Raw genomic sequence first — 25,069 nt, 5'->3', positions numbered from 1 at the left:
ACTCCACCGGCGGCCCGAGGCGCACTGGGTACCATGCGCCCATGGCAGCCATGACGCACCTGTACAGCGTGATCCCGGCATCCGACCTGCGCGTCTCGGTCCCCTGGTACCGCGACCTGTTCCAGCGCGAGCCCGACGACGCGACCGGCGACGAGATCCTCTGGCACATCACCGACAGCGCCTGGATCGCCCTCGCCGAGCAGCGGCAGGCCGGCGGCGCGCAGCTGACGATCGCCGTCGACGGGTTCGGCGTGCTGCTCGCGCGTCTGCAGCGGCTGGGCGTCGAGCACGAGCCCGTGGAGCAGTACGGCAACGGCGTGCGGCACGTCGTGCTGATCGATCCGGACGGCAACCGCATCGCCCTCGCCGGCATGTGAGCCGCACGTGAGCGCGGCTCGGAAGTGCCGTCAGGCGGACGGCGCCAGGCCGAGATCCTCTTCGCGCACCGTGCCCTTGTACGACCACGGGAAGTTGATCCACAGGTCGGTGGCCTTCCAGGCGTAGTCCGGCTCGATGATCGTGGTGGGCTTGGTGTAGATCGTCACCGAGCGCACGTCGGCGCCCTTCTCCTTCAGCAGCTGCACCGCGAGCGCGAGGGTGCGCCCGGAGTCGGCGACGTCGTCGACGAGCAGCACGCGGCGGCCGTCCAGGTAGGCCATGTCCAGCTCGGGCGGGAGCACCTCGGGCGCGTCCAGCACCGTGCCGATGCCGGTGTAGAACTCGACGTTGATCGCGCCGCAGTTCTTGGCGCCGAGTCCGTACGCGATGGCTCCGGCGGGCAGCAGCCCCCCGCGCGCGATCGCGACGACCACCTCCGGCACGAAGCCGCTGTCCAGGATCGTGCGCGCCAGCTCCCGCGTCGCCTCTCCGAAGCCGTCCCAGGTGAGCGTCTCGCGCTCGATCGGTGCATCCGTCATCCGTTCATTCTCCCGCATCCGGATGTCCGTCGATGACGAGAGCGGCCCCGATCCGCCCGCAGGTGCGGTAGAAACGAAGGAGGGCGTCGCCCTCCCGATGCGCGATGCCCGTGACAGTGCTCTCCGAGGTCCTCATGTGCCGACTCTTCGCCTTCGTCTCCCCCGACCGCTCCACCGCCGAGCGGGAACTCGGGGAGACCGGGATGGAGAGCCTCCGCTCGCTGGCGCGCCTGCACGGCGACGGCTGGGGCTGGGCGGGCGTCGAGCGCACCGGCACCGCACCCGAGGTGCGCACGTCGCCGCGCTCGGCATCCGCCGACCCGGCCTTCGCGGATGCCATGGCGGAGGACGTGCACGCGGCCGTGGTGCACCTGCGCTGGGCGACGTCGGGCCTGCCGATCACCGCGGCGAACACCCACCCGTTCCGCATCGGCGACGTCGCCTTCGCCCACAACGGCACGCTGAAGCCGATCGGCCGGGCGCGGGAGCTGCTCGCGCCGGCATCCCTCGCCGCGATGGTCGGCGACACCGACAGCGAGATGTACTTCCGGCTCATCCGCGAGCAGCTCGACGCCGGCGTGCCGCTGTTCGAGGCGACCCTCACCGTCGTCCGGCGGCTGCGCGAGGCGTTCCCGCTGGCCAGCCTGAACGCGCTGGTGATGGACGCCGAGCAGCTGGTGGTGGTGCACGCGAGCGCACTGAGCATCCTCTCCGACGACGACCTGGGCGCGATCGCCCGGCTCGACCGGCTGCCCGACGAGCACAACGAGGACTACTACGCGCTGCGCTGGACGCAGGATCCGGACGGCACCGTGCGGATCGGCTCCACCGGCGTCGCGCGTCCCGAGTGGCCGGCGATGCCTGCCGAGTCGGTCACCGCCATCCGGCTGGACGACCGCACCAGCGTCACCGTGCAGCTCGCGGGCGCCGAGGCCCCGTTCGCGACCTCCCGACGCTAGAATCGACTCGTCCGGACCCCGGTCCGGTGCCCGAAAAAGGGGCACGAAGCGCTCCGCGACGACGCGCGAGGCGAGACATATACGGAAGCGCATCATTCTCCGTCCCGTCTCGAAAGGCTCCGTCATGCCCAGCGTCTCCGCCCACGTCGCCCTCACCCTCGCCCGCCACGTCGACCACGTCTTCGGCGTGATGGGCAACGGCAACGCCTACTTCCTCGACGCCCTCGAGAAGCAGACGGATGCCGCGTTCACCGCGGTCCGTCATGAGCAGGGCGCCGTGGTCGCCGCCGACGCCCACTACCGGGCATCCGGCCGGATCGCGGCCGCCACGTCCACGTACGGCGCCGGCTTCACGAACACCATCACCGCCCTCGCCGAGGCGGTGCAGGCGCGGGTGCCGCTGGTGCTCGTGGTCGGCGACGAGCCGACCTCGGGTCCGCGGCCCTGGGACGTCGACCAGATCGCGCTCGCCTCCGCCGTCGGCGCCCGCACGTACACCACCGGCCGCGCGGATGCCGCCGCGACCACCGTGATCGCGGTCGAGCATGCGCTCACCTACCGGGTGCCGGTGGTGCTCGCGATCCCCTACGACGTGGCCGCGCTCGACGCCGGCCCGGTGCCGGAGGCGCCGCAACCGCGGATCCCGGAACCGGTCGCCCCCAAGGGCGAGTTCGCCGAGGGGATGCTGGACGAGCTCGCGGAGGCCTTGCGCACCGCCGAGCGTCCCTTCCTGCTCGCGGGGCGGGGCGCCTGGCTCGCCGGCGCCGGTCAGGCGCTGGGGGCGCTCGCGGATGCCACCGGCGCACTCACCGCTTCGACGGCCCTCGGCCGGGGCGTGTTCCCGGACACTCGGTACGACCTCGGCGTGACCGGCGGATTCGGCGCGGACGGGGCGATGGCCCTGATCCGCGAGGCCGACGTCGCCGTGGTGTTCGGCGCGTCCCTGAACCAGTTCACGATGCGGTTCGGCGAGCTGTTCGCCCCCGGAACCCGCGTGTTCCAGGTCGACGTGGCTCCCGCGGCCACCCATGCGCACATCGGCGGATACGTCCGCGCCGACGCCCGGCTCGCCGCCGAGGCCCTGGTCGCCCGGCTCACCGCCCCCGCCGCATCCGACTCCCCCGCCACGGCATCCGTCTCCCCCGCCGGATCCGCCCCCGCCGCCGCAGCATCCGACTCCGCCCCGGCCGCATCCGACTCCCCCGCCGCGGCATCCGTCGCGCGGGAAAGTGCGCTTCCCGCGGACGAATCCGCCGCAAACGGCCGCGCGAACCGCACATCTCCGCGTGAAGCGCAGCGCCGCCCCTGGCGCGAGACCGTCGACGTCGCCGCGGCACGCGCGTACGAGCAGGGCGACGAGCTCGCCCCGGACGGTCGCCTCGACCCGCGCTCGGCGGCGCGCCGCATCGGCGAGCTGCTGCCCGAGGACCGCGTGGTGGTGTCGGACGGGGGCCACTTCATCGGCTGGGCGAACATGTACTGGCCGGTGGCCTCGCCGGACCGGATGATGATGGTCGGCACGGCGTTCCAGTCCATCGGTCAGGGCTGGCCGAGCGTGGTCGGCGCTGTGCGCGCCCGCCCGGAGACCACCGTGGTGCTGACCTCGGGAGACGGCGGCGGCCTGATGGCGATCGCCGACCTGGAGTCCGCGGTGCGCGCCGCCGGCGGCCACGGCATGGCCGTGATCTGGAACGACGCGGCCTACGGCACCGAGGTCAACCTGTACGGCCTGAAGGGACTGGCCGAGGAGCCGATGCGGATCCCCGAGGTCGACTTCGCCGCGCTGGCGCAGGCCGTCGGCGCCGAAGGCGTGGTCGCGCGCACCCTCGCCGACCTCGACCGGCTGGCCTCATGGACGGCCGAGGACCCAGCATCCCGCCGCTTCCTCGTGCTCGACCTGCGCATCTCCGGCGCCGTGATCGCCCCGTACCAGCGCGAGATCATCCGCGTGAACTCCTGACCTTGGCCGGACAAAGGGGGAATGCAGGCTTATGTCGGAGGTACCCTTCAGAATGAATGCAGCATGGAGAGGGGGCAAGCATGACCATCATCGAGACGACGACGCGTGAAGAAGCGACCGCCGAGCGGGATCGCATTCTAAGGACCCTAGCGGAGCGATACGGCACGGAGGATCGCACAGTCCTGCGTGAGATCAGCGTTTCCGGCGAGATGCCCCTCGACGACGTCGGCGCAGTCGACGAGCTCATCGGGTTCGATTTCCTCCTCAAGCGGGCGTGACAGCACCCGAGGACGTGCTGCACAACGCAGTCCGTCAGTTTGCCGAAGACATTACGGCGACCGTGCAGGCTGTACTCCAAGACGTTACGTTGCATGCGACGACGGAAAGTGTCAAGGCGGGTGAGACAGATTCCGTCAGGCGGTCTGTATGAGGGCCTCCTGTGAGGGCTGGTTGATCCAGGCGGCCTCGGGCAGCTTGGGCGCCTGGGGTCGGCGGTGGCCGAAGCGCTCGGGACGGGCGGCGTAGGCCGCGTCCAGGGTGGCCTGGCGCTGGGCGCGGACCTGCCCGGCGGTGCCGAAGTGGACGCTGGCGGGGGTGTGCAGCCCGATCCCGCAGTGGCGGTGCTCGTGGTTGTAGTAGGCGAAGAACTGCTCGGCGAACGCGCCGGCGTCGGCCAGGGACCCGAAGCGCTCGGGGAAGACCGGGGCGTACTTCAGCGTCTTGAACGCCGCCTCGCTGTAAGGGTTGTCGTTCGACACGTGCGGGCGGGAGTGCGACCTGGCCACCCCGAGGTCGACGAGCAGCTGAGCGACCGGTTTGGAGGTCATCGAGGTCCCGCGGTCGGCGTGGATCGCCTCCGGCACGCCATGGATGCCCATGGCGTGCTCGAGCAGGTTCTTGGCGATCTCGGCGTCCTCGCGGGCCGCGATGGTCCAGCCCACGACGAACCTGGAGAAGATGTCGAGCACGACGTACAGGTCGTAGTACACGCCCCGCTCCGGCCCCTTGAGCTTTGTGATGTCCCAACTCCACACCTGCCCCGGCGCCGTCGCGACGAGCTCGGGCCGGGTCCGGGGCGGGTGGCTCGCCTGCCGGCGCCGTTCCCCGGCCATGTCGTGCTCGCGCAGGATCCGGTGCATCGTGGACATCGAGCACAGGTAGGTGCCCTCGTCCAGCAGCGTGGCCCAGACCTGGGCGACCGACTTGTCCGCGAACCGCTGGCTGGTCAACACGGCCAGCACGTGGGCCCGCTCGGCGGCGGACAGCTTGTTCGCCGGTGCCGGCCGCGGTGTCCGTGGACGTGGCGGTGGCGGGTTCTTGGCCCGGTAGTGACTGGCGCGGGAGCGACCCAGCAGCGCGCACGCAGCCGCGGTGCCGACGTGCTCGGCCAGCCCGTCGACGGCCGGGTTGATCACCGCGGCGACCGCGGCGGCTTGTCCGCGCTCTCGGAGAGCGTCTCCAAGAGCGCGTGTGCTTTTCCCATCAGGTCCAGCGCCGCCCTGGTCTTGGCCAGCTCGGCCTCGGCCTTCTCCGCCCGGGCCCGTAGCGCCTGCAGCTCCCGCTCGCGCCGGTCCCGCGGCTTGCTGCCCAGCCCGGACAGCGAGCCGGCGGCCGCGGCCTTGCGCCACTCGATGATGTGGGAGGTGTACAGGCCCTCCCGGCGCAGGATCTCCCCACGCCCAGAGCGGTCCGCGGCGTCGTACTCGGCCAGGATCGCCGCTTTGAACTCGGCGGTGAACGTCCGCCTCTTGGGCCGGTCAGCACGAGGAGCCATAGCCCCATCATCGGTGCCGACGTCAGCAACCGTCATCGTCATCTCAGTATTGGTCCGTTCTCGCCCCGTGCAGTGCGAAGGTCAGCAGTGCTGGTGTCTCACCCCATCCTGACGCACGGGGCCCACCCGGCCGGACAGATCCTGGGAAAGGCACCCCGCCGAAGCGGGAGGCCAGGCGATTCAAGAGTCACGACCAGACGGAGCACCAGCACCCACCCTGCCAGCCGACCCCAGGCCAGCCACTTCAGAGACTTACAGCCGATTCAGATGAACTGTCCGCCACCAGGCAGATCAAGTGTCTGCGCGCCGAGCTGGACGTCGTCCGCACCGAGCACAATGGCTCACGACTGCACTCGGGCATCGGCTACGTCACCCCACTGGACGAACACGAGGGCCGCGGTGAAACCATCCGCCGCGCACGCCGCGAAGGCCTCGCCCGAGCCGCCGTCCAGCGCCTTGCCTACCATCAAGCACAGTGGAAGAATCAACCCAAACTAGGAGACCCCGATGTTGTTTGATCCCACGGCCTAAACCGGACAAAGACGCTGACACAGGACACTCCCATGACCCCATCCCACGCCATGGCCGGCGCGTTCCAACCGGACCTGCATCCGGTCGCCGACAGCCTCACCCTCTCCGCCTTGGTGGCGGCGCTACCCCTGCTGACCGTGTTCGTCACCCTCGGCCTCCTGCGCTGGAAGGCGCACTGGGCGGGGCTCACCGCGCTGGCAGTCGCGATCCTGGTGGCCACGGCTGCGTTCAAGATGCCGGTCGGCCTCGCGGCACTCGCAGCCACCCAGGGAGCGGCCTTCGGCCTCTTCCCCATCATGTGGATCGTCTTCACCGCGATCGTGCTCTACCAGGTGACCGTCGCCTCCGGGCGGTTCGAGGACCTCCGTGCCACGTTCCACCTCATCTCGGACGACCCGCGCATCCAGGCGATCATCATCGCCTTCTGCTTCGGCGGCCTCCTCGAGGCCCTCGCCGGCTTCGGGGCACCTGTCGCGATCACTGGTGTCATGCTCATGGCGGTCGGCTTCTCGCCCCTGCGCGCCGCGACCGTCGTGCTCCTGGCCAACACCGCTCCGGTGGCCTTCGGCGCGATCGGCACTCCCATCATCACCGCCGGTGCACTCACGAACATCCCCTACACCGAGATCGGCGCCTACGTGGGCCACCAGACGCCGCTTATCGCCGTCTTCGTGCCCCTCCTGCTCGTGCTGATGGCGGGCGGTCGACGCGGGGTCCAGGAAACCTGGCCCATCGCGATGGTCGTCGGCGTGACCTTCGCGGTCTTCCAGTGGCTCTCGGCCACCTACATCTCGGTCGAGCTCACCGACATCATCGCGTCCCTGGCCAGCCTCGCGGCCGCCGTCCTCTTCCTGCGGGTGTGGAAGCCGACCGGGCGCCAGGCGGCGCTGTCGACCCTGGCGAGGGAGCGCGAACAGGAACTGGCCACGGTCGGCGAGTCCGGTGCGGCCAGCCGCATCACCGGCAGTGAGGATGTCACGTCCGCCGCACGACCCGCCTCCGCGACCGGCCGGGGCGGGCGCGACGCCCACGAGGTGTCCCTAGCCGAGCTCGACGCGCGCGCCCGCTCGCTCACCGCCGGCCGGATCAGCATGGCTCTCCTCCCCTATGTGCTCGTCATCGTCGTCTTCGCCCTCGCCAAGCTCGTGCCCGCAGTGAAGGACTGGCTGGCCGGCACAGACGTCAAGATCCCGTGGCCCGGCCTCGCGGACCAGGTGCTGACGCATGGGGGCACCCCGAACGCGTCCGCCGTCTACACGCTGTCGTGGCTGAGCTCACCCGGGACGATGCTCCTCATCTGCGCCCTGGTCGTGTCCCTCATCTACGGCATCGGCCTCAAGGGACTGGGACGCGAGCTGGTCGGCACTGCTCACAAGATGCGATGGGCCTTCCTCACCGTGGCGTCGGTCCTGGCTCTCGCCTACGTCATGAACCTCTCAGGTCAGACCATCACGATCGGCACCTGGATCGCTGGCGCCGGCGCGGCCTTCGCCTTCCTCTCGCCTCTGCTCGGCTGGATCGGGACGGCGGTGACCGGCTCGGACACCAGCGCCAACGCCCTCTTCGCCACCCTCCAGCAGACCGCCGCCACCGAGGCCGGCATCGACCCGACCCTGCTGGTCGCCAGCAACACCTCCGGCGGCGTGGTGGGCAAGATGATCAGCCCGCAGAACCTCACCATCGCGGCCACGGCCGTCGGCTTGCTCGGCCGCGAAGCCGACATCCTGCGCAAGGTCCTGCCCTGGAGCATCGGCCTCATCACGGCCGTCTGTCTCCTCGTCGGGCTCCAGTCCACCGTTCTTGCTTGGATGCTCCCATGACAACGACGTCACGCCCGGCGGCTGCGGACCTCAAGGTCGCCCTGTTCGCCACGTGCTTCAACGACACGATGTGGCCCGAGACGCCGAAGGCCACGGTCCGCCTGCTGAAGCGGCTCGGCTGCCGGGTGGAGTTCCCGATGGAGCAGACGTGCTGCGGGCAGATGCTGACCAACACCGGGTATGCCGCGGACGCCGTCCCGCTGGTGCGCCGGTTCGCCGACGTGTTCGAGGACTACGACGCCGTCGTGGCGCCGTCCGGGTCGTGCGTCGGCTCGGTGCGTGAGCAGCACCCGATGATCGCCCGCGGGTGCGGGGACGCCGCTCTGCTCGGCCGGGTGCAGGAGGTGGGGCCCAAGGTCTACGAGCTGTCGGAGTTCCTCGTCGACGTCCTCGGTGTCACCGATGTCGGCGCCTACTTCCCGCACCGTGTCACCTACCACCCGACGTGCCACTCGCTGCGCATGCTGCGGGTGGGCGACCGCCCGCTTCAGTTGCTGCGGGCGGTGCGCGGCATCGACCTCGTCGATCTGCCCGGCGCGGAGGAGTGCTGCGGCTTCGGCGGCACCTTCGCGGTGAAGAACGCCGACGTGTCCATCGCCATGGGCGCGGACAAGGCGCGGCACGTCGTCGAGACCGGCGCCGAGGTCCTCGTGGCCGGCGACAACTCGTGCCTGGCCCACATCGGCGGCATCCTCGGCCGGCAGCGCTCCGGCGTGCGGCGCATGCACCTCGCCGAGATCCTGGCGTCGACCGAGGAGGACCCGGCATGAGCAGCGCGACCCCGGGGGCCGCCACCGACCCACCCACGGGCGACGTGGGGCTGGGCCCCGCGGCATACCCGGACCGCACCCGTGGTGCCGTGGGGGCACCGGTGCAGACGACGTCGCCGACGTTCGTGGGAATGCCGAAGTTCCCCAAGGCCGCCCGGACCGCCCTGGCCAACACCCAGCAGCGCCGCAACCTGCAGCACGCCACCCACACCATCCGCGCGAAGCGGGCCGCGGTCGTCGGCGAGCTCCCCCACTGGGAGGCGCTGCGCGCCGCCGGTGCGCAGGCCAAGGACGAGGCGCTCACCCACCTCGGCGACTACCTCGAGCAGCTGGAGGCGAACCTGACGGCGCGCGGAGCCGTGGTGCACTGGGCCCGCGACGCCGCCGAGGCGAACAGGATCGTGCGCGACATCGTGACCAGCAAGGACACCGACGAGGTCGTCAAGGTCAAGTCGATGGCCACACAGGAGATCGAGCTCAACGAGGCGCTGGAGGAGGCCGGCATCCACGCCTGGGAGACCGACCTCGCGGAGCTCATCGTGCAGCTCGGCCACGACCGGCCCAGCCACATCCTGGTCCCCGCCATCCACCGCAACCGCAGCGAGATCCGCGAGATCTTCCGGCGCGAGATGGCCAAGGTCGGCCGTCCGGCACCCGACGACCTCACCGCCGAGCCCGCCCGGCTCGCGGAGGCCGCCCGGCTGCACCTGCGCGAGAAGTTCCTGCGGGCCAAGGTCGCCGTCTCGGGCGCCAACTTCGCCATCGCCGACACGGGGACGCTCGTCGTCGTCGAGTCCGAGGGCAACGGCCGGATGTGTCTGACCCTGCCCGAGACGCTCATCTCGGTCGTGGGCATCGAGAAGGTGCTCCCGACGTGGGACGACCTCGGCCCGATGCTGCAGCTGCTCCCCCGGTCGAGCACCGGTGAGCGGATGAACCCCTACACGACGATGTGGACGGGCGTCCACGACGGCGACGGCCCCCGGGAGGTGCACGTCGTCCTCCTCGACAACGGGCGCAGCCACGTGCTCGAGGACGAGCTCGGGCGCCAGGCCCTGCGGTGCATCCGGTGCTCGGCGTGCCTCAACGTCTGCCCGGTCTACGAGCGCACCGGCGGCCACGCCTACGGCTCCGTCTACCCCGGGCCCATCGGCGCCGTGCTCAACCCGCAGCTGCGCGGCACCGCGAGCGACGTCGACAAGTCGCTGCCGTACGCCTCCAGCCTGTGCGGCGCCTGCTTCGACGCCTGCCCGGTGCGCATCAACATCCCCGAGCTCCTCGTCGAGCTGCGCGGCAAGGTCGTCGAGGAGGCCGGCCCCACACCGGAGGCCGCGGCCATGAAGGCGACCGCCTGGCTGCTGTCCGACCCGAAGCGCCTGACGCTCGCGCAGAAGGCGGCGACCGCGGCGGGTCGGGTGCTGGGCAAGCGGACGATCCGTTCCGTGCCGGGGCTCGGGGCCTGGACCAACGCCCGGGACGTGCCGACGCCACCGACGGAGACCTTCCGGCAGTGGTGGGCACGCGAGCACGAGAGCGAAGGGGGCGAGCGGTGAGCGCGCGCGAGGAGATCCTGGCCCGGGTCCGCGGGGCCGTGGCGGACGTGACCACCCCAGCGGGTGCGCGTGGGCCCGCTCCCACGGTCGAGACCACCGCGGTGGGCCCTGCCGAGACGCTGGCGCTCTTCGCGGAGAACGTCGCCGACTACCGGGCGACGGTCGTGCGCGTGGAGCCGCAGGACGTCGCTGCCGAGATCGCGGCCGCGTTGCGTGCCAACGGGTGCCGCAGCGTGGTGTTACCGACCGGCGTCGAGCCGTCCTGGCGGGACGCCGTCGCGGAGGTCGCGCAGGTGCTCCCCGAGGCAGAGGCGGCGACGGCGGCCGAGCTCGACGCGATCGACGCGGTGGTGACCGGGTCCGCCGTCGGCATCGCCACGACCGGCACGATCGTCCTCGACCACACGGCCGACCAGGGCCGGCGGGCCCTGACCCTGGTGCCCGACACCCACGTGTGCGTGGTCCGCGCCGACCAGGTGGTGCACGACGTCCCCGACGCGGTGGCACGCCTGCGCCCGGCAGCCGAGGGACCGCGGCCACAGACGTGGATCAGCGGACCCAGCGCCACCAGCGACATCGAGCTCGAGCGGGTCGAGGGCGTGCACGGGCCGCGGACCCTGGTCGTCATCATCGTCAGCAACGCCGGCGACGGCGAATGAAAGGACGCCCATGAGCGCCAACGTCGTGTGGTTCAAGGACCTCGGACTCGGTGACGTCGAGTCGGTGGGAGGCAAGAACGCCTCCCTCGGCGAGATGGTCCAGCTGAAGCGCCTGTAAGTCTCTGAAGTGGCTGGCCTGGGGTCGGCTGGCAGGGTGGGTGCTGGTGCTCCGTCTGGTCGTGACTCTTGAATCGCCTGGCCTCCCGCTTCGGCGGGGTGCCTTTCCCAGGATCTGTCCGGCCGGGTGGGTGCCGGCGCCGACCCTGCCCACTCCGATGGCTTGATCAGAAGCTTGCCCGACCGTTCACGGCGGTCGTGGCCCATTACAGGCCTGCCTCGAAGTGACCATTCCCGGGTCGACGCCAGCAGTGACGTCAACCCAGTGGAGAGGATCACGGTCACCATGACCATCGTCGCAAACACGTTCGCGTATGTCATCGGCGCGGACACCCATTCCAGAACACACACTCTCGCCGTGCTCGACGCGCGCACTGGCGCCAGAGTGGACACTCGGACCTTCCCGACGACGCCGGCGGGATTATCACGCGCGGTCGCGTGGATCGCTCGGCGCACCAGCGGGCTGGCCGATGTGCTCGTAACGATCGAGGGCGTCGGCTCGTATGGCGCCCGGCTCGCGAGAGCATGCCAGGACGCCGGCTACCGGGTCGTGGAGTCGTTCCCGACAGCGGCACGTGAACGTCGCGGACGAGGCAAGAGCGACGAGATCGACGCGGAACTGATCGCCCGCTCCGTGCTCGGCGTCGATGCCGACAACCTCCGTGATCCGCGTCAGGACGCGGGAGTCCGCGCGGCGCTGCGGGTGCTGATCGGCGCCCGCGACCTCATCAACCTCGAACGCACCAGGTCGATCAACGCCTTGACCGCGCTGCTTCGAACGGTCGACCTCGGCATCGACGCCCGCGCCTCGCTCACCAAGAAGCAGCTCGCGGCGATCGAGTCCTGGCGCACGCGACAGGAGGACCTCGCGACCGCGACAGCCCGCCGGGAAGCGATCCGGCTGGCCCGACGGGTTGCCGTCTGCGATGAGGACCTCGCTGCTAACCGTGACGCGATCACCGCGCTGGTCGCCGCCAGCGACGCCGCAATCCTGCTCGACGAGCCCGGGATCGGCGCGATCAACGCGGCCGTGATCATCGCCGCCTGGTCACACCCCGGCCGGGTCCGCTCCGAAGCAGCGTTCGCCGTGCTCGCCGGCGATGCTCCTATGGATGTCAAGTGGTGAGGGCGGTGTAGATCTCGCGGGCGATGAGGCGTTTGAGGCAGCGGATGATGTCCTTCTTCGAGAGGCCCTCGGTGGTGCGTCGGGCGGCGTAAGCGCGGGTTCTGGGATCCCAGCGGAGCCGGCAGAGCACGATGCGGTAGAGCGCGGCGTTCGCGTGGCGGTCGCCGCCGCGGTTGAGGCGGTGTCGGTGGGTTTTGCCTGATGAGGCGGGGATGGGCGCGACGCCGCAGAGCATCGCGAATGCGGCTTCGGAACGGAGCCGGCCGGGGTTCTCGCCAGCGGTGACGAGCAGTTGCCCGGCGACATCGGCGCCGACCCCGTTGAGGGCGAGCAGCCGCGGGTTGATGTCCGCGACGAGAGGGTCGATGAGTGCGTCGAGTTCGGCGATCTCGGCGGTCAGCGACTGGTGGCGGCGTGCGAGAGCGCGCAGCGCGATCTTCGATGCCTGCTCGGGTTCGTCGGCGCGTGTGGTGTCGGGACGTGCAGCGGCACATACCTCGATCAGCTCCCGGTCTGACAGCCCCCGCAACCGTTCGCGGAGCGCGTCGGGTGCGGTGACGATGATCGCCTTCATCCGGCGTTGACAGTCGGCGCGCTGGGTCACGGCGCTGCGCCTGGCGATCCGCAGATTGCGGAGCGCTTCCACCTTCCCTGCTCGGTCCTTCGGGATCCCCGATCGTGTGCCTGCCAACGCTGCCCGGGCGGCAGCTTCCGCGTCCAGCGGGTCGGACTTACCGGCAAAGCGCCGCGACTTCCGGTCCGGTCGGTCCACTTCCCGCAGCTCGACACCCGCAGCGCGCAGGTGACGGGCAAGACCGGCACCGTATGCGCCGGTGCCCTCGATCCCCGCGATCACGAGCACACCGAACGCACACGCCCAACTCAGCAACGCGGCATAACCGGAACGATTCGCGGGGAACTGCGCGCTCCCGAGCAGCCGGCCGGTGGTGTCGATGACCGCCGCGGTGTGGGAATCGCCATGCGTGTCGATACCCGCCACGATCATGACCTGGTCCTGCTGCTCTTCTCGTGCGATGGTGGTCATCGCCGTCCCTTCCTCTCAACTCTCCGATCGGACGGCACGCACCATCCGAGAGCGAGCGGACAAGACAGTGATGGGTGCCTGCTGGCACAGGCTCCTATGAGGTCACAACCCTCGCACGGTGAGTGCATGGCAGCCCCGCAGCGATCGAACGACAGATCGCGTTCAAGACCCGTAGTCAGTCAGTCGCTGAGTCAGGACAACCGCTGCGGGGCTCCCACCACCATCATCACTGTCAGTCCCGTGCCCGCCTCGAGCGGAAACACCACCCGTCATCGCCTCAACCGAGGAGGCGACAGGCGTCTGAACAGAGCCTTATCGTCGATCGCGCTGACCCGAATGTCGCACCACCCGCCGACCCGCGCCTACGTCGAACGCCGACGAGCCGAAGGACGCACCACCAAGGAAATCCGCCGCTCACTCAAGCGATACATAGCCCGCCAGCTCTACCGCCGCCTCAGCGAGCAGAGCGGACTTGACAACACATAGAAGCATCCCGGGTTTCGTGGAGGCTCGGTTATCTGGAACCGGCTCCGATCGGAACCTGCTCGTGAGCGTATCGGGTCGCGTCGAGCGATGCCCAATGCGACCGCTCGAACTCGGCCGGCGGGACGTGCCCGATCTCGCCGTGCAGTCGCCGCTGGTTGAACCAGTCGACATATTCGGCGACGGCGATCTCGACATCGCGGATCCCCCGTGCGTCAGGATGGGGTGAGACACCAGCACTGCTGACCTTCGCACTGCACGGGGCGAGAACGGACCAATACTGAGATGACGATGACGGTTGCTGACGTCGGCACCGATGATGGGGCTATGGCTCCTCGTGCTGACCGGCCCAAGAGGCGGACGTTCACCGCCGAGTTCAAAGCGGCGATCCTGGCCGAGTACGACGCCGCGGACCGCTCTGGGCGTGGGGAGATCCTGCGCCGGGAGGGCCTGTACACCTCCCACATCATCGAGTGGCGCAAGGCCGCGGCCGCCGGCTCGCTGTCCGGGCTGGGCAGCAAGCCGCGGGACCGGCGCGAGCGGGAGCTGCAGGCGCTACGGGCCCGGGCGGAGAAGGCCGAGGCCGAGCTGGCCAAGACCAGGGCGGCGCTGGACCTGATGGGAAAAGCACACGCGCTCTTGGAGACGCTCTCCGAGAGCGCGGACAAGCCGCCGCGGTCGCCGCGGTGATCAACCCGGCCGTCGACGGGCTGGCCGAGCACGTCGGCACCGCGGCTGCGTGCGCGCTGCTGGGTCGCTCCCGCGCCAGTCACTACCGGGCCAAGAACCCGCCACCGCCACGTCCACGGACACCGCGGCCGGCACCGGCGAACAAGCTGTCCGCCGCCGAGCGGGCCCACGTGCTGGCCGTGTTGACCAGCCAGCGGTTCGCGGACAAGTCGGTCGCCCAGGTCTGGGCCACGCTGCTGGACGAGGGCACCTACCTGTGCTCGATGTCCACGATGCACCGGATCCTGCGCGAGCACGACATGGCCGGGGAACGGCGCCGGCAGGCGAGCCACCCGCCCCGGACCCGGCCCGAGCTCGTCGCGACGGCGCCGGGGCAGGTGTGGAGTTGGGACATCACAAAGCTCAAGGGGCCGGAGCGGGGCGTGTACTACGACCTGTACGTCGTGCTCGACATCTTCTCCAGGTTCGTCGTGGGCTGGACCATCGCGGCCCGCGAGGACGCCGAGATCGCCAAGAACCTGCTCGAGCACGCCATGGGCATCCATGGCGTGCCGGAGGCGATCCACGCCGACCGCGGGACCTCGATGACCTCCAAACCGGTCGCTCAGCTGCTCGTCGACCTCGGGGTGGCCAGGTCGCACTCCCGCCCGCACGTGTCGAACGACAACCCTTACAGCGAGGCGGCGTTCAAGACGCTGAAGTACGCCCCGGTCTTCCCCGAGCGCTTCGGGTCCCTGGCCGACGCCGGCGCGTTCGCCGAGCAGTTCTTCGCCTACTACAACCACGAGCACCGCCACTGCGGGATCGGGCTGCACACCCCCGCCAGCGTCCACTTCGGCACCGCCGGGCAGGTCCGCGCCCAGCGCCAGGCCACCCTGGACGCGGCCTACGCCGCCCGTCCCGAGCGCTTCGGCCACCGCCGACCCCAGGCGCCCAAGCTGCCCGAGGCCGCCTGGATCAACCAGCCCTCACAGGAGGCCCTCATACAGACCGCCTGACGGAATCTGTCTCACCCGCCTTGACACTTTCCGGGACTTCCTCATCCTTGCGGGATGCGGCAGAAACAGACTGACAGTCTCAATACTGAGCTCCGGCGCCGTGATCGCCCCGTACCAGCGCGAGATCATCCGCGTGAACTCCTGACCTTGGCATCCGTCCCCCACCCTCCTACCCGTGTTTGGGGCGGATTCTCGCGTTCGGGGCGGTCCAGTGCCGCCCCAAGTGCGAGAATCCGCCCCGAACCCGAGGGGGGTGTGAGCATCCCGCCCGAGCGGAAGACGCGGAAGCCCGGACGTCCAGGAGGCGGGGGTCAGGAGGCGGGGAGGAACGCGCCGGCAAGGAAGTCGGCGAGCTCGTCGACCGCGTCCAGCGGCAGGATCGCGGCGACGTACTGGTCCGGCCGCACCACGACCACGACGCCGTCGCGGGAGAGCTCGCGCTCGTCGAAGACGTCGGCCTTCGCCCAGATGGTGGGGCCGGCCGCGTACACCTTCTCCCAGTCGGTGAGCCCGAGCGGGCCGCTCTTGGGCAGGAACAGCTCCGGCGCCGCGGTGATCTCGAGCTCGTCGTAGCGCTGCTGGTAGATCGCCTTCACATCGAACACGGCGTCGGGGTCGGCATCCGCGGGCGTGAACCGCGCGAACACCGGCGCCGCCTTCTGCGCCCAGGATGCCAGCGCCGTCGCGTCCCGGTCGGCGAAGGCGTACACCCGCCAGCGCCCGTCCGCCTTGGCGTGATGGCCGAGGTGCACCGCGTTGCCGTCGCCGACGCGGGTGACCTCCACCGACTTGAAGCGCTTGCCGAGCGGGAAGCCGGGCGCGAGATCCTGGTGCGTGTCTGATCCGACGATCATCGACGGGCCGTACTGGGTCATGAACCCGGAGGGGAACTCGGCGGTGGCGAGGTAGTAGGTGGCGAGGTCCTGCGGGTCGGTGATCTCGTGCGGCTTGCGGGCCATCAGGCTCGACCACTCCCGGTCGAAGTCGATGAGCTGCTGTGCGACCGGCCGGCGCTCGGCGGCGTACGTCTCCAGGATCGTCTCCGGGCTGCGGCCGGTGAGCACGGCGCCCAGCTTCCAGCCCAGGTTGAAGCCGTCCTGCATCGACACGTTCATGCCCTGCCCGGCCTTGGCGCTGTGCGTGTGGCACGCGTCGCCGGTGAGGAACACCCGCGGCGAGCGGTCGGTGCCCCACGCGTCGTCGAAGCCGTCGGTGACGCGGTGGCCGACCTCGTAGACGCTGTGCCAGGCGACCTGCTTCACGTCCAGCGAGTACGGATGCAGGATCGCGTTCGCCCGGCGGATGATCTCCTCGATCGGCGTCTGCCGCACCCGGTGGTGGTCGTCCTCGGAGACCTCGCCGAGGTCGATGTACATCCGGCTGAGGTATCCGCCCTCCCGCGGGATGTGCAGGATGTTGCCCGCCTCGGAGTTGATGGCGCACTTGATCCGCCAGTCCGGGAAGTCGGTGTTCACCAGCACGTCCATGACGCCCCAGGCGTGCAGGGCCTGCTTGCCCACGTGCTGGCGTCCGATCGCCTGGCGCACCCCGCTGCGGGCGCCGTCGCAGCCGGCGACGTACTTCGCGCGCACGGTGCGCTCCTCGCCGGCCCGCTCCCCCGCGGAGTAGCGCACGCGCACCTCGACCGGGTACTCGCCGTCCTCGTGCACGGTGAGCCCGACGAACTCGACGCCGTAGTCCGGCGTGATGCGGCCGGGGCCGTGCGCGGCGGCCCCGGCGAAGTAGTCCAGCACGCGGGCCTGGTTCACGATCAGGTGCGGGAACTCGCTGATCTTCAGCGCGTAGTCCTCGGTGCGCGAGATCCGGGTGATGTTGCGCGGGTTCTCCGGGTCCGGTCCCCAGAAGTTCATCCAGCCGATGTTGTAGGCCTCCGCGACGATGCGCTCGGCGAAGCCGAAGGCCTGGAAGGTCTCCACGCTGCGCGGCTGTATGCCGTCGGCCTGGCCGAGCACCAGCCGACCCTCGCGCTTCTCGATGATCCGGGTGGACACGGTCGGGAACTGCGACATCTGGGCCGCGAGCAGCATGCCGGCCGGGCCGGATCCGACGATGAGCACGTCCATCTCATCCGGGAGCTCTGCGGGGCGGTCGACGCCCAAGCCGCTCGCCGGCAGCACGCGCGGGTCGCCGGAGACATAACCGTGGTGGTGGAACTGCATCGTCGTCGATCCCTTCCGGACCTCGTTGTTCGGGTTGCCCTCGTCCAGACCAGTGTTCTATATTCGAACGGAACGTTCTACTATTGAACACGCTACGAGTGATCGTACGCGTGCTCCCCGATCGAGCGCAAGGGCGGACCATGGCCGGCACGGACGCACCCGCATCGCAGACCCTCAGCCGCGGCATCCGCATCCTCGAGGTGCTCGCGGATGCCCGGATCGCGCTCACCATCGACGAGATCGCGACCCGCCTGGGCGTGCACCGCTCGATCGCCTACCGGCTGCTGCGCACGCTCGAGGACCACGGCCTCGTCGGCCGGGACGCCTCCGGGGCGGTGAGCCTCGGCCCGCGGATGGCGTCCCTCGCCGCCGGCGTCGCGCACGATCTGCAGGCCGAGGCGCTGCCCGAGCTCACCGCGGTCGCCAACGATCTCGGCATGACCTGCTTCCTCGCGGTGCTGGACGGCGAGGAGTGCATCACGCTGGCGAGCGTCGAGCCGCGGCATGCGGTCGCCAGCGTCGCGCAGCGGCCCGGGGCGCGGCATCCGGTCACCCGCGGCGCGCCCGGCAAGGCGATCCTCGCCCAGCTGACGGATGCCGAGTGGCCGGCCGCCCCGCCGGAGCTGCACGCGGAGGTCGCCGAGGTCGCCGCCCGCGGTCATGCCACCAGTCACGACGAGGTGATCCCCACCGTGCAGTCGGTCGCCGTCCCGCTGCCGCTGCGCGGCCAGCGTCCCGCGGCGATCGCCGTGGTGCACGTCGCCACGCGCTTCACCGACGAGGAGATCGCCGCCCGGCTGCGCCGCTCCGCGGACACCATCCGCGAGGCGCTCGGCGGCTGACACGCGACGGGGCGCTCGGCGGCTGACACACGACGGGGCGCTCGGCGGCTGACACGCGACGAGGCGCGCCACCCCCGCGGGCGGCGCGCCTCGTCGTCCACAGCAGGTCAGGCCTTGGCGAGCCCGTGGATCGGGCTGCGCGCCTGCTCCGCCTCGTGCTCGGGCCCGAGCGGGATGCCGCTGCGGTCGCGCAGCAGCGCGCTGGCGAGGAGCCCGAGCAGCGTCATCCCGGCGAGGTACCAGGTCACGCCTCCGGTCGAGCCGGTCGCCGACACGATCGCGGTGGCGATGGTGGGGGCGAAGGCACCGCCGAGGATCGCGCCGATCGCATAGGAGATGGAGACGCCGGAGAAGCGGATGGATGCCGGGAACAGCTCGGCGTACAGCGCCGCCTGCGGCCCGTAGGTGAACCCGAGGCCGACCGTGAGGATCGCCAGGCCCAGGAACAGCAGGCCGATGTTCCCGGTGTTCACCAGGGGAACAGGGCGAACACGCCGATCAGCTGCAGGATCCAGCCCAGGATGTAGGTGGTGCGGCGGCCCAGCCGATCGGACAGGAAGCCCGCCGCCAGCGTGGACAGCAGCCAGGTCACCGCGGATCCGGTGACCGCCCAGAGCACGGCGCCGCGGTCGAGCGCCAGCGGACCCTCCGGGTTCGTGGCGTAGCCCTGGATGTACCCGCCGGTGGTCATGTAGCCCACCGCGTTGTTGCCCGCGAAGACGAAGGCGGCGATCAGCACCAGCAGGGCGTGCTCGCGGAACAGCTGGATGATCGGCATCCGCGCCTTCTCCTTGCGCTCGGCGAGCTCGGTGAAGACGGGGCTCTCCTCCACCCGGCGCCGCACGTAGTAGCCGACGAGGATCAGCACCACGCTGAGCAGGAACGGGATGCGCCAGCCCCAGGCCAGGAACTGCTCCCCGGGGGCGATCACGGTCATCAGCGCCATCACGCCGGATGCCAGGAGCAGACCGAGCGGCACGCCGATCTGCGGGGACGCGCCGAACGCGCCGCGCCGGCTCTTCGGGGCGTGCTCGACGGCCATCAGCACCGCGCCGCCCCACTCGCCGCCCGCCGAGATGCCCTGCAGGATGCGGAGCAGGACGAGCATCACCGGAGCGGCGATCCCGATCATCGGATAGGTGGGCAGCACGCCGATCAGCGCGGTGGCCGCGCCCATCAGGATGAGCGTCCACATCAGCACCGTCTTGCGGCCGAGCTTGTCGCCGAAGTGGCCGGCGAGGAAGGCGCCCAGGGGGCGGAACAGGAAGCTCACGCCCACGGTGGCGAACGCGATCAGCGCGCTGTTCTTGCCGAGCGGGGCGAAGAACAGCTGGCCGAAGACGAGGCCGACCGCTGTGGCGTAGATGAAGAAGTCGTACCACTCCACGGTCGTGCCGACGATCGTGGCGAAGACGACGCGTCGCCGGTCCGCCGGGCTGGCGATGGTTCCGGTGGGGGTGAATCCGGGTGAGCCGGGCTGGTCGCTCATGATGCTCCTTGACGTCGTTGTCCGGTGGGACTTTTCGGGTGTTGTCACCCGCGTCGCAATGATATACGATTTCGGATACAACGCACCAGAGCACCGGCCCCGGTGCCCGTTCGCGCGAGGAGGCGCCCGTGACCGTTCCGCTCCGTCGGCCCGGAAAGATCATCGCGATCCACCTGAACTACATCTCCCGCGCGGATCAGCGCGGACGCCGCCCGGCCGCCCCCTCCTACTTCTTCAAACCGTCCAGCTCCGTGGCCGGCACGGACGGTGTCGTCGAGCGGCCCGCCGGCACCGAGCTGCTGGCGTTCGAGGGCGAGATCGCACTCATCGTCGGCACCGCCGCGCGGCACGTGTCGGTCGAGGACGCGTGGTCGCACGTCGCCGCGGTGACCGCCTCGAACGACCTCGGCCTGTACGACCTGCGCGCCAACGACAAGGGATCGAACGTGCGCTCCAAGGGCCGCGACGGGTACACCCCGCTCGGTCCGGAGCTGATCGACGCGGCCGCGGTGGACCCGTCGGCGCTGCGCGTGCGGGCCTGGGTCAACGGCGAGCTCAAGCAGGACGACACCACCGCGGGGCTGCTGTTCCCGCTCCCCCAGCTGGTCGCCGACCTGTCCCAGCACTTCACCCTGGAGCCCGGCGACGTCATCCTCACCGGCACGCCCGCCGGGTCGTCCGTGATCGTGCCCGGCGACGTCGTCGAGATCGAGGTGGACACGATCGCAGGCCCGCACCGCACATCGGGGCGGCTGCGCACCACGGTCGTCCAGGGCGAGGTCCCGTTCGATCCCGCCCTCGGCTCCCTCCCCGCCGTCGACGACGTCCAGCGCGAGGAGGCCTGGGGCTCCCGCGAGGCCGCCGGCCTCCCGGACCCTTCGACGGGCTCAGGGTCCGGAACCTCGGACGCTGAGGGTGTCGAAGCGTCCGCCCCTTCGACGGGCTCAGGGTCCGCCGGCCTGTCCCCCGCCCTCCGCGCGAAGCTGGAGGCCGCGCCCACGGCCGGGCTGTCCAGCCAGCTGCGCAAACGCGGGCTGCACTCCTGCTTCATCGACGGCGTCTCCGCGAACCTGCCCGGCGCCAAGATCGTCGGCACAGCGAAGACGCTGCGCTTCGTCCCCGCCCGCGAGGATCTCTTCAAGAGCCACGGCGGCGGCTACAACGCGCAGAAGCGCGCCTTCGACGCCGTGGCCGAGGGCGAGGTCATCGTCATCGAGGCCCGCGGGGAGTCCGGCACCGGCACCCTCGGCGACATCCTCGCCCTCCGCGCCAAGACCCGCGGCGCGGCCGGCGTCGTCACCGACGGCGGGGTGCGCGACTTCGACGCCGTCGCCGAGATCGGCCTCCCGGTGTTCTCCCGCGGCGCGCATCCGTCCGTCCTCGGCCGCCGCCACGTCCCGTGGGAGGTCGATGTCACGATCGCCTGCGGCGGCGCCACCGTGCAGCCCGGCGATGTGATCGTCGGCGACGGCGACGGCGTGATCGTGATCCCGGCGGATCTCGCCGAGGAGGTCGCCGACGAGGCGCTCGGGCAGGAGGAGGAGGACGCCTGGATCGCGGAGCAGGTGGCCGCCGGGCACCCGGTCGACGGCCTGTTCCCGATGAACGCCGAGTGGCGGGCGAAGTACGAGGCCGGCCGCGAGGAGCGGGGATGACGCTGACGCGCGAGGGGAGCAAGTCGGAGCAGGCGTACGCCTGGATCCGCGCGCGCATCGCCTCGCACGCGTTCGGGCCCGGGTACCGGCTGGTGCTCGGCTCGATCGCCGACGAACTCGGCATGAGCGTGGTGCCCGTGCGCGAGGCGATCCGCCGTCTCGAGGCGGAGGGCCTGGTCACCTTCGAGCGCAACGTCGGCGCCCGCGTCTCCCTCGTCGACGAGAGCGAGTACGCGCACACCATGCAGACCCTGGGCCTGGTGGAGGGGGCGGCGACCGCGCTGTCCGCACCGTTCCTCGACGAGGACGCCCTGGCCCGCGCCGAGCGGATCAACGACCGGATGACCCGCCTCCTCGAGCACTTCGACGCGCACGCCTTCACGAACCTGAACCGCGACTTCCACTCGGTGCTCTTCGAGCCGTGCCCGAACCCGCATCTGCTCGACCTCGTGCACCGCGGCTGGGCGCGCCTGTCCGGCATCCGCGACACCACGTTCGCGTTCGTGCCCGGACGCGCCCGCCACTCCGTCGAGGAGCACACCCGCATCCTCGAGCTGATCCGCACCCACGCCGACCCGCTCGAGATCGAGCTGGCGGCCCGAAACCACCGCTGGCGCACGATGGACGCGTTCCTCAACGCCCGGCATCCCGAATCCACACCCACCAGAGAAGGACGATGATGACCGACGTGTACGTCCCGGCAGACCTGCCCGAGAAGATCCAGCACTACATCGACGGCGAGTTCGTCGACTCCGCCGACGGCGACACCTTCGAGGTGCTCAACCCCGTCACCAACGAGACCTACGTCCGCGCGGCGGCCGGCAAGAAGGCCGACATCGATCGCGCCGTGGCGGCGGCGAAGCGCGCGTTCCAGGAGGGCCCGTGGCCGCGGATGCTGCCGCGCGAGCGCTCCCGCGTGCTGCATCGCATCGCCGACATCGTGGAGTCGCGGGACGCCCGCCTGGCCGAGCTGGAGTCCTTCGACTCGGGCCTGCCGATCACGCAGGCCCTCGGGCAGGCGCGCCGCGCCGCGGAGAACTTCCGCTTCTTCGCGGACCTCATCGTCGCGCAGGCCGACGACGCCTTCAAGGTGCCCGGCAAGCAGATGAACTACGTCAACCGCAAGCCGATCGGCGTCGCGGGCCTGATCACGCCGTGGAACACCCCGTTCATGCTCGAGTCGTGGAAGCTGGGCCCGGCCCTGGCCACCGGCAACACGGTGGTGCTCAAGCCCGCCGAGTTCACCCCGCTCTCGGCATCCCTCTGGGCCGGCATCTTCGAGGAGGCCGGGCTCCCCCAAGGCGTGTTCAACCTCGTCAACGGGCTCGGCGAGGACGCCGGGGACGCCCTGGTGAAGCATCCGGACGTCCCGCTGATCTCCTTCACCGGCGAGAGCCGCACCGGGCAGATCATCTTCGGCAACGCGGCACCGTTCCTGAAGGGCCTGTCGATGGAGCTCGGCGGCAAGAGCCCGGCCGTCGTCTTCGCCGACGCCGACCTCGACGTGGCGATCGACGCGTGCATCTTCGGCGTGTTCTCTCTCAACGGCGAGCGCTGCACCGCCGGCTCCCGCATCCTCGTCGAGCGGTCGGTGTACGACGAGTTCGTCGAGCGCTACGCCGCGCAGGCGGGGCGCGTCAAGGTCGGGCACCCGCACGACCCGGCCACCGAGGTCGGCGCGCTGGTGCACCCCGAGCACTACGACAAGGTGATGAGCTACATCGAGATCGGCAAGACGGAGGGCCGTCTCGTCGCCGGCGGCGGCCGGCCGGAGGGCTTCCCGACCGGCAACTACGTCGCCCCGACCGTGTTCGCCGACGTCTCCCCGGACGCGCGCATCTTCCAGGAGGAGATCTTCGGGCCCGTCGTCGCGATCACCCCGTTCGACACCGAGGAGGAGGCGCTCGCCCTCGCCAACAACACCAGGTACGGTCTCGCCGCCTACATCTGGACCAACGACCTCAAGCGCGCGCACAACTTCGCGCAGGCGGTCGAGGCCGGCATGGTGTGGCTGAACAGCAACAACGTGCGCGACCTGCGCACCCCGTTCGGCGGCGTGAAGGCATCCGGCCTGGGACACGAGGGCGGCTACCGCTCGATCGACTTCTACACCGACCAGCAGAGCGTGCACATCACGCTCGGCGCCCCGCACAACCCCACGTTCGGCAAGCAGGACGTCCACGAGCCCACGGACCTGGACGACCCCGACCCCCGCTGACGCACAAAGCAACGAGCAAGGACGCTGACATGACCAACCGCGACGACATGACCCTCACCTCCTCCGGCTTCTACGTGAGCCAGGAGGCGCCGATCCACCCCGACAACCCCACCCCGACGCCCAAGTCGACCCCGCCGGACGTGCTGCGCTGCGCGTACATGGAGCTGGTGGTCACCGACCTCGCGGCATCCCGCGAGTTCTACGTCGACATCCTCGGGCTGTACGTCACCGAGGAGGACGACGAGGCGATCTACCTGCGCTCGACGGAAGAGTTCATCCACCACAACCTGGTGCTGCGCAAGGGCCCGATCGCGGCCGTCGCCGCGTTCTCGTACCGGGTGCGGACTCCGCAGGACCTGGACCGCGCCGTCGAGTTCTACACCGAGCTCGGCTGCGACGTCCGCCGCAACCCCGACGGCTTCGTCAAGGGCATCGGCGACTCGGTGCGCGTGGTCGACCCGCTCGGCTTCCCGTACGAGTTCTTCCACTCGACCCAGCACGTGGAGCGGATGTCGTGGCGCTACGACCTGCACAAGCCCGGGGAGCTGGTCCGCCTCGACCACTTCAACCAGGTCACCCCCGACGTGCCGCGCGCGGTGAAGTTCATGCAGGACCTCGGCTTCCGTGTCACGGAGGACATCCAGGACGAGGAGGGCACGGTGTACGCGGCGTGGATGCGCCGCAAGCCCACCGTGCACGACACCGCGATGACCGGCGGCGACGGCCCGCGCATGCACCACGTGTGCTTCGCGACGCACGAGAAGCACAACATCCTCGCGATCTGCGACAAGCTCGGTGCGCTGCGCCGGTCGGATGCCATCGAGCGCGGTCCCGGCCGCCACGGCGTCTCGAACGCGTTCTACCTGTACCTGCGCGACCCGGATGGGCACCGCGTCGAGGTGTACACGCAGGACTACTACACCGGCGACCCGGACAACCCGGTGATCACCTGGGACGTGCACGACAACCAGCGCCGCGACTGGTGGGGCAACCCGGTGGTGCCGTCGTGGTACACGGATGCCTCGCTCGTGCTCGACCTGGACGGGAACCCGCAGCCGGTGCTCGCCCGCACCGACTCCTCGGAGATGGCGGTGACGATCGGCGCCGACGGGTTCTCCTACACCCGCCCGGACGAGGGCGAGGCGTCCATGCCGGAGTGGAAGCAGGGCGAGTACAAGCTGGGTCACCAGCTCTGACCCGGGCGCTCTGACCCCCGGGCGTCTGACCCCCGGGCGTCTGACCCCCGGGCGTCTGTTTGTGCCGGGAGAACGCGGAACACTGAC

Annotated in this window: 20 protein-coding genes and 2 pseudogenes; 16 read left to right on the top strand and 6 right to left on the bottom strand. The window is 70.5% G+C overall.

The features are described 5' to 3' along the window. The first annotated feature begins 41 nt into the window (after positions 1–41). The gene (locus JSY13_RS02795) at positions 42–377 is read left to right on the top strand and encodes a VOC family protein (RefSeq protein WP_259607491.1); all 336 of its coding nucleotides are present in this window, start codon (positions 42–44) and stop codon (positions 375–377) included. 30 nt (positions 378–407) lie between these two features. Here the strand turns inward: JSY13_RS02795 and JSY13_RS02790 are convergent, their stop codons facing one another. Next, positions 408–917, bottom strand: a complete 510-nt coding sequence (locus JSY13_RS02790) for a phosphoribosyltransferase (protein ID WP_259607489.1) — start codon at positions 915–917, stop codon at positions 408–410. Between the two features lie 134 nt (positions 918–1,051). On the opposite strand from JSY13_RS02790, the gene JSY13_RS02785 reads away from it, so the two are divergent. The 3 genes from JSY13_RS02785 to JSY13_RS02775 all read left to right on the top strand — a co-directional run bounded on the left by JSY13_RS02785 (position 1,052) and on the right by JSY13_RS02775 (position 4,114). Beyond that, the gene (locus tag JSY13_RS02785) at positions 1,052–1,876 is read left to right on the top strand and encodes a class II glutamine amidotransferase (protein WP_259607487.1); all 825 of its coding nucleotides are present in this window, start codon (positions 1,052–1,054) and stop codon (positions 1,874–1,876) included. 124 nt (positions 1,877–2,000) lie between these two features. Then, positions 2,001–3,836: a thiamine pyrophosphate-binding protein gene (locus JSY13_RS02780; RefSeq protein ID WP_259607485.1), complete on the top strand. Its 1,836-nt coding sequence runs from the start codon at positions 2,001–2,003 to the stop codon at positions 3,834–3,836. An 80-nt stretch (positions 3,837–3,916) separates the two neighbouring features. After that, a complete protein-coding gene (locus JSY13_RS02775) occupies positions 3,917–4,114 on the top strand; it encodes a hypothetical protein (RefSeq protein ID WP_259607484.1) in 198 nt (65 codons plus the stop codon). 135 nt (positions 4,115–4,249) lie between these two features. On the opposite strand, the gene JSY13_RS02770 is transcribed toward JSY13_RS02775, so the two are convergent. Beyond that, a protein-coding gene (locus JSY13_RS02770; RefSeq protein WP_370428832.1) for an IS3 family transposase occupies positions 4,250–5,646 on the bottom strand; the annotation gives its coding sequence in 2 pieces (ribosomal slippage) (positions 4,250–5,310 and positions 5,310–5,646; 1,398 coding nt in all). Positions 5,647–6,173: 527 nt separating this feature from the next. On the opposite strand from JSY13_RS02770, the gene JSY13_RS02765 reads away from it, so the two are divergent. From JSY13_RS02765 to JSY13_RS02745, 5 genes are all read left to right on the top strand, one after another. Further along, complete coding sequence (locus JSY13_RS02765; RefSeq protein ID WP_259607483.1) at positions 6,174–7,961, top strand: L-lactate permease; 1,788 nt, start codon at positions 6,174–6,176, stop codon at positions 7,959–7,961. After that, positions 7,958–8,731 (top strand): (Fe-S)-binding protein, encoded by a 774-nt coding sequence (locus JSY13_RS02760; RefSeq protein WP_259607482.1) that lies wholly within the window; start codon positions 7,958–7,960, stop codon positions 8,729–8,731. The genes JSY13_RS02765 and JSY13_RS02760 overlap by 4 nt, the downstream gene beginning before the upstream one ends. A 131-nt stretch (positions 8,732–8,862) precedes the next feature. Then, a complete protein-coding gene (locus tag JSY13_RS02755) occupies positions 8,863–10,284 on the top strand; it encodes a LutB/LldF family L-lactate oxidation iron-sulfur protein (protein ID WP_259608249.1) in 1,422 nt (473 codons plus the stop codon). Further along, positions 10,281–10,943 (top strand): LutC/YkgG family protein, encoded by a 663-nt coding sequence (locus JSY13_RS02750; protein ID WP_259607481.1) that lies wholly within the window; start codon positions 10,281–10,283, stop codon positions 10,941–10,943. The genes JSY13_RS02755 and JSY13_RS02750 overlap by 4 nt, the downstream gene beginning before the upstream one ends. Before the next feature lie 403 nt (positions 10,944–11,346). Continuing rightward, complete coding sequence (locus JSY13_RS02745) at positions 11,347–12,186, top strand: IS110 family transposase (protein WP_259607480.1); 840 nt, start codon at positions 11,347–11,349, stop codon at positions 12,184–12,186. Here the strand turns inward: JSY13_RS02745 and JSY13_RS02740 are convergent. Further along, entirely contained in the window at positions 12,176–13,231 is a 1,056-nt protein-coding gene (locus JSY13_RS02740; protein WP_432806392.1) for an IS110 family RNA-guided transposase, read from the bottom strand. The two genes, JSY13_RS02745 and JSY13_RS02740, sit on opposite strands and share 11 nt — an antisense overlap. Before the next feature lie 231 nt (positions 13,232–13,462). Between JSY13_RS02740 and JSY13_RS02735 the strand changes: the two are divergent. Next, positions 13,463–13,717: pseudogene (locus JSY13_RS02735) on the top strand (transposase); the annotation flags it as partial. A 28-nt stretch (positions 13,718–13,745) separates the two neighbouring features. Here JSY13_RS02735 and JSY13_RS02730 read toward each other — a convergent pair. Beyond that, positions 13,746–13,904, bottom strand: coding sequence for an IS3 family transposase (locus JSY13_RS02730; RefSeq protein WP_432806459.1), 159 nt, complete (start codon positions 13,902–13,904; stop codon positions 13,746–13,748). Between the two features lie 101 nt (positions 13,905–14,005). Between JSY13_RS02730 and JSY13_RS02725 the strand changes: the two genes are divergently transcribed. Further along, a protein-coding gene (locus JSY13_RS02725; RefSeq protein ID WP_370428832.1) for an IS3 family transposase occupies positions 14,006–15,402 on the top strand; the annotation gives its coding sequence in 2 pieces (ribosomal slippage) (positions 14,006–14,342 and positions 14,342–15,402; 1,398 coding nt in all). Positions 15,403–15,713: 311 nt separating this feature from the next. On the opposite strand, the gene JSY13_RS02720 is transcribed toward JSY13_RS02725, so the two are convergent. After that, positions 15,714–17,582: an FAD-dependent monooxygenase gene (locus tag JSY13_RS02720; protein WP_259607478.1), complete on the bottom strand. Its 1,869-nt coding sequence runs from the start codon at positions 17,580–17,582 to the stop codon at positions 15,714–15,716. 140 nt (positions 17,583–17,722) lie between these two features. On the opposite strand from JSY13_RS02720, the gene JSY13_RS02715 reads away from it, so the two are divergent. Continuing rightward, on the top strand, positions 17,723–18,424 hold the full coding sequence (locus JSY13_RS02715; protein WP_259607476.1) for an IclR family transcriptional regulator: 702 nt from the start codon (positions 17,723–17,725) through the stop codon (positions 18,422–18,424). A gap of 107 nt (positions 18,425–18,531) precedes the next feature. Here JSY13_RS02715 and JSY13_RS02710 read toward each other — a convergent pair. Continuing rightward, positions 18,532–19,913: pseudogene (locus tag JSY13_RS02710) on the bottom strand (MFS transporter). A 128-nt stretch (positions 19,914–20,041) separates the two neighbouring features. Between JSY13_RS02710 and JSY13_RS02705 the strand changes: the two are divergent. From JSY13_RS02705 to hpaD, 4 genes are read left to right on the top strand one after another with little or no spacing between them, the layout of a single operon-like run. Further along, positions 20,042–21,568: a fumarylacetoacetate hydrolase family protein gene (locus JSY13_RS02705; RefSeq protein ID WP_259607475.1), complete on the top strand. Its 1,527-nt coding sequence runs from the start codon at positions 20,042–20,044 to the stop codon at positions 21,566–21,568. Then, positions 21,565–22,248: a GntR family transcriptional regulator gene (locus JSY13_RS02700; RefSeq protein ID WP_259607474.1), complete on the top strand. Its 684-nt coding sequence runs from the start codon at positions 21,565–21,567 to the stop codon at positions 22,246–22,248. Before JSY13_RS02705 ends, JSY13_RS02700 begins: the two co-directional genes overlap by 4 nt. After that, positions 22,248–23,786, top strand: a complete 1,539-nt coding sequence (gene hpaE / locus JSY13_RS02695) for a 5-carboxymethyl-2-hydroxymuconate semialdehyde dehydrogenase (protein ID WP_259608248.1) — start codon at positions 22,248–22,250, stop codon at positions 23,784–23,786. The genes JSY13_RS02700 and hpaE overlap by 1 nt, the downstream gene beginning before the upstream one ends. A gap of 29 nt (positions 23,787–23,815) precedes the next feature. Continuing rightward, on the top strand, positions 23,816–24,982 hold the full coding sequence (hpaD, locus tag JSY13_RS02690) for a 3,4-dihydroxyphenylacetate 2,3-dioxygenase (RefSeq protein WP_259607472.1): 1,167 nt from the start codon (positions 23,816–23,818) through the stop codon (positions 24,980–24,982). Positions 24,983–25,069 lie beyond the last annotated feature (87 nt).

Source organism: Microbacterium neungamense (assembly GCF_024971095.1).
Classification (GTDB): domain Bacteria; phylum Actinomycetota; class Actinomycetes; order Actinomycetales; family Microbacteriaceae; genus Microbacterium; species Microbacterium neungamense.
This window is presented reverse-complemented; position numbering and strand designations above follow the sequence as displayed.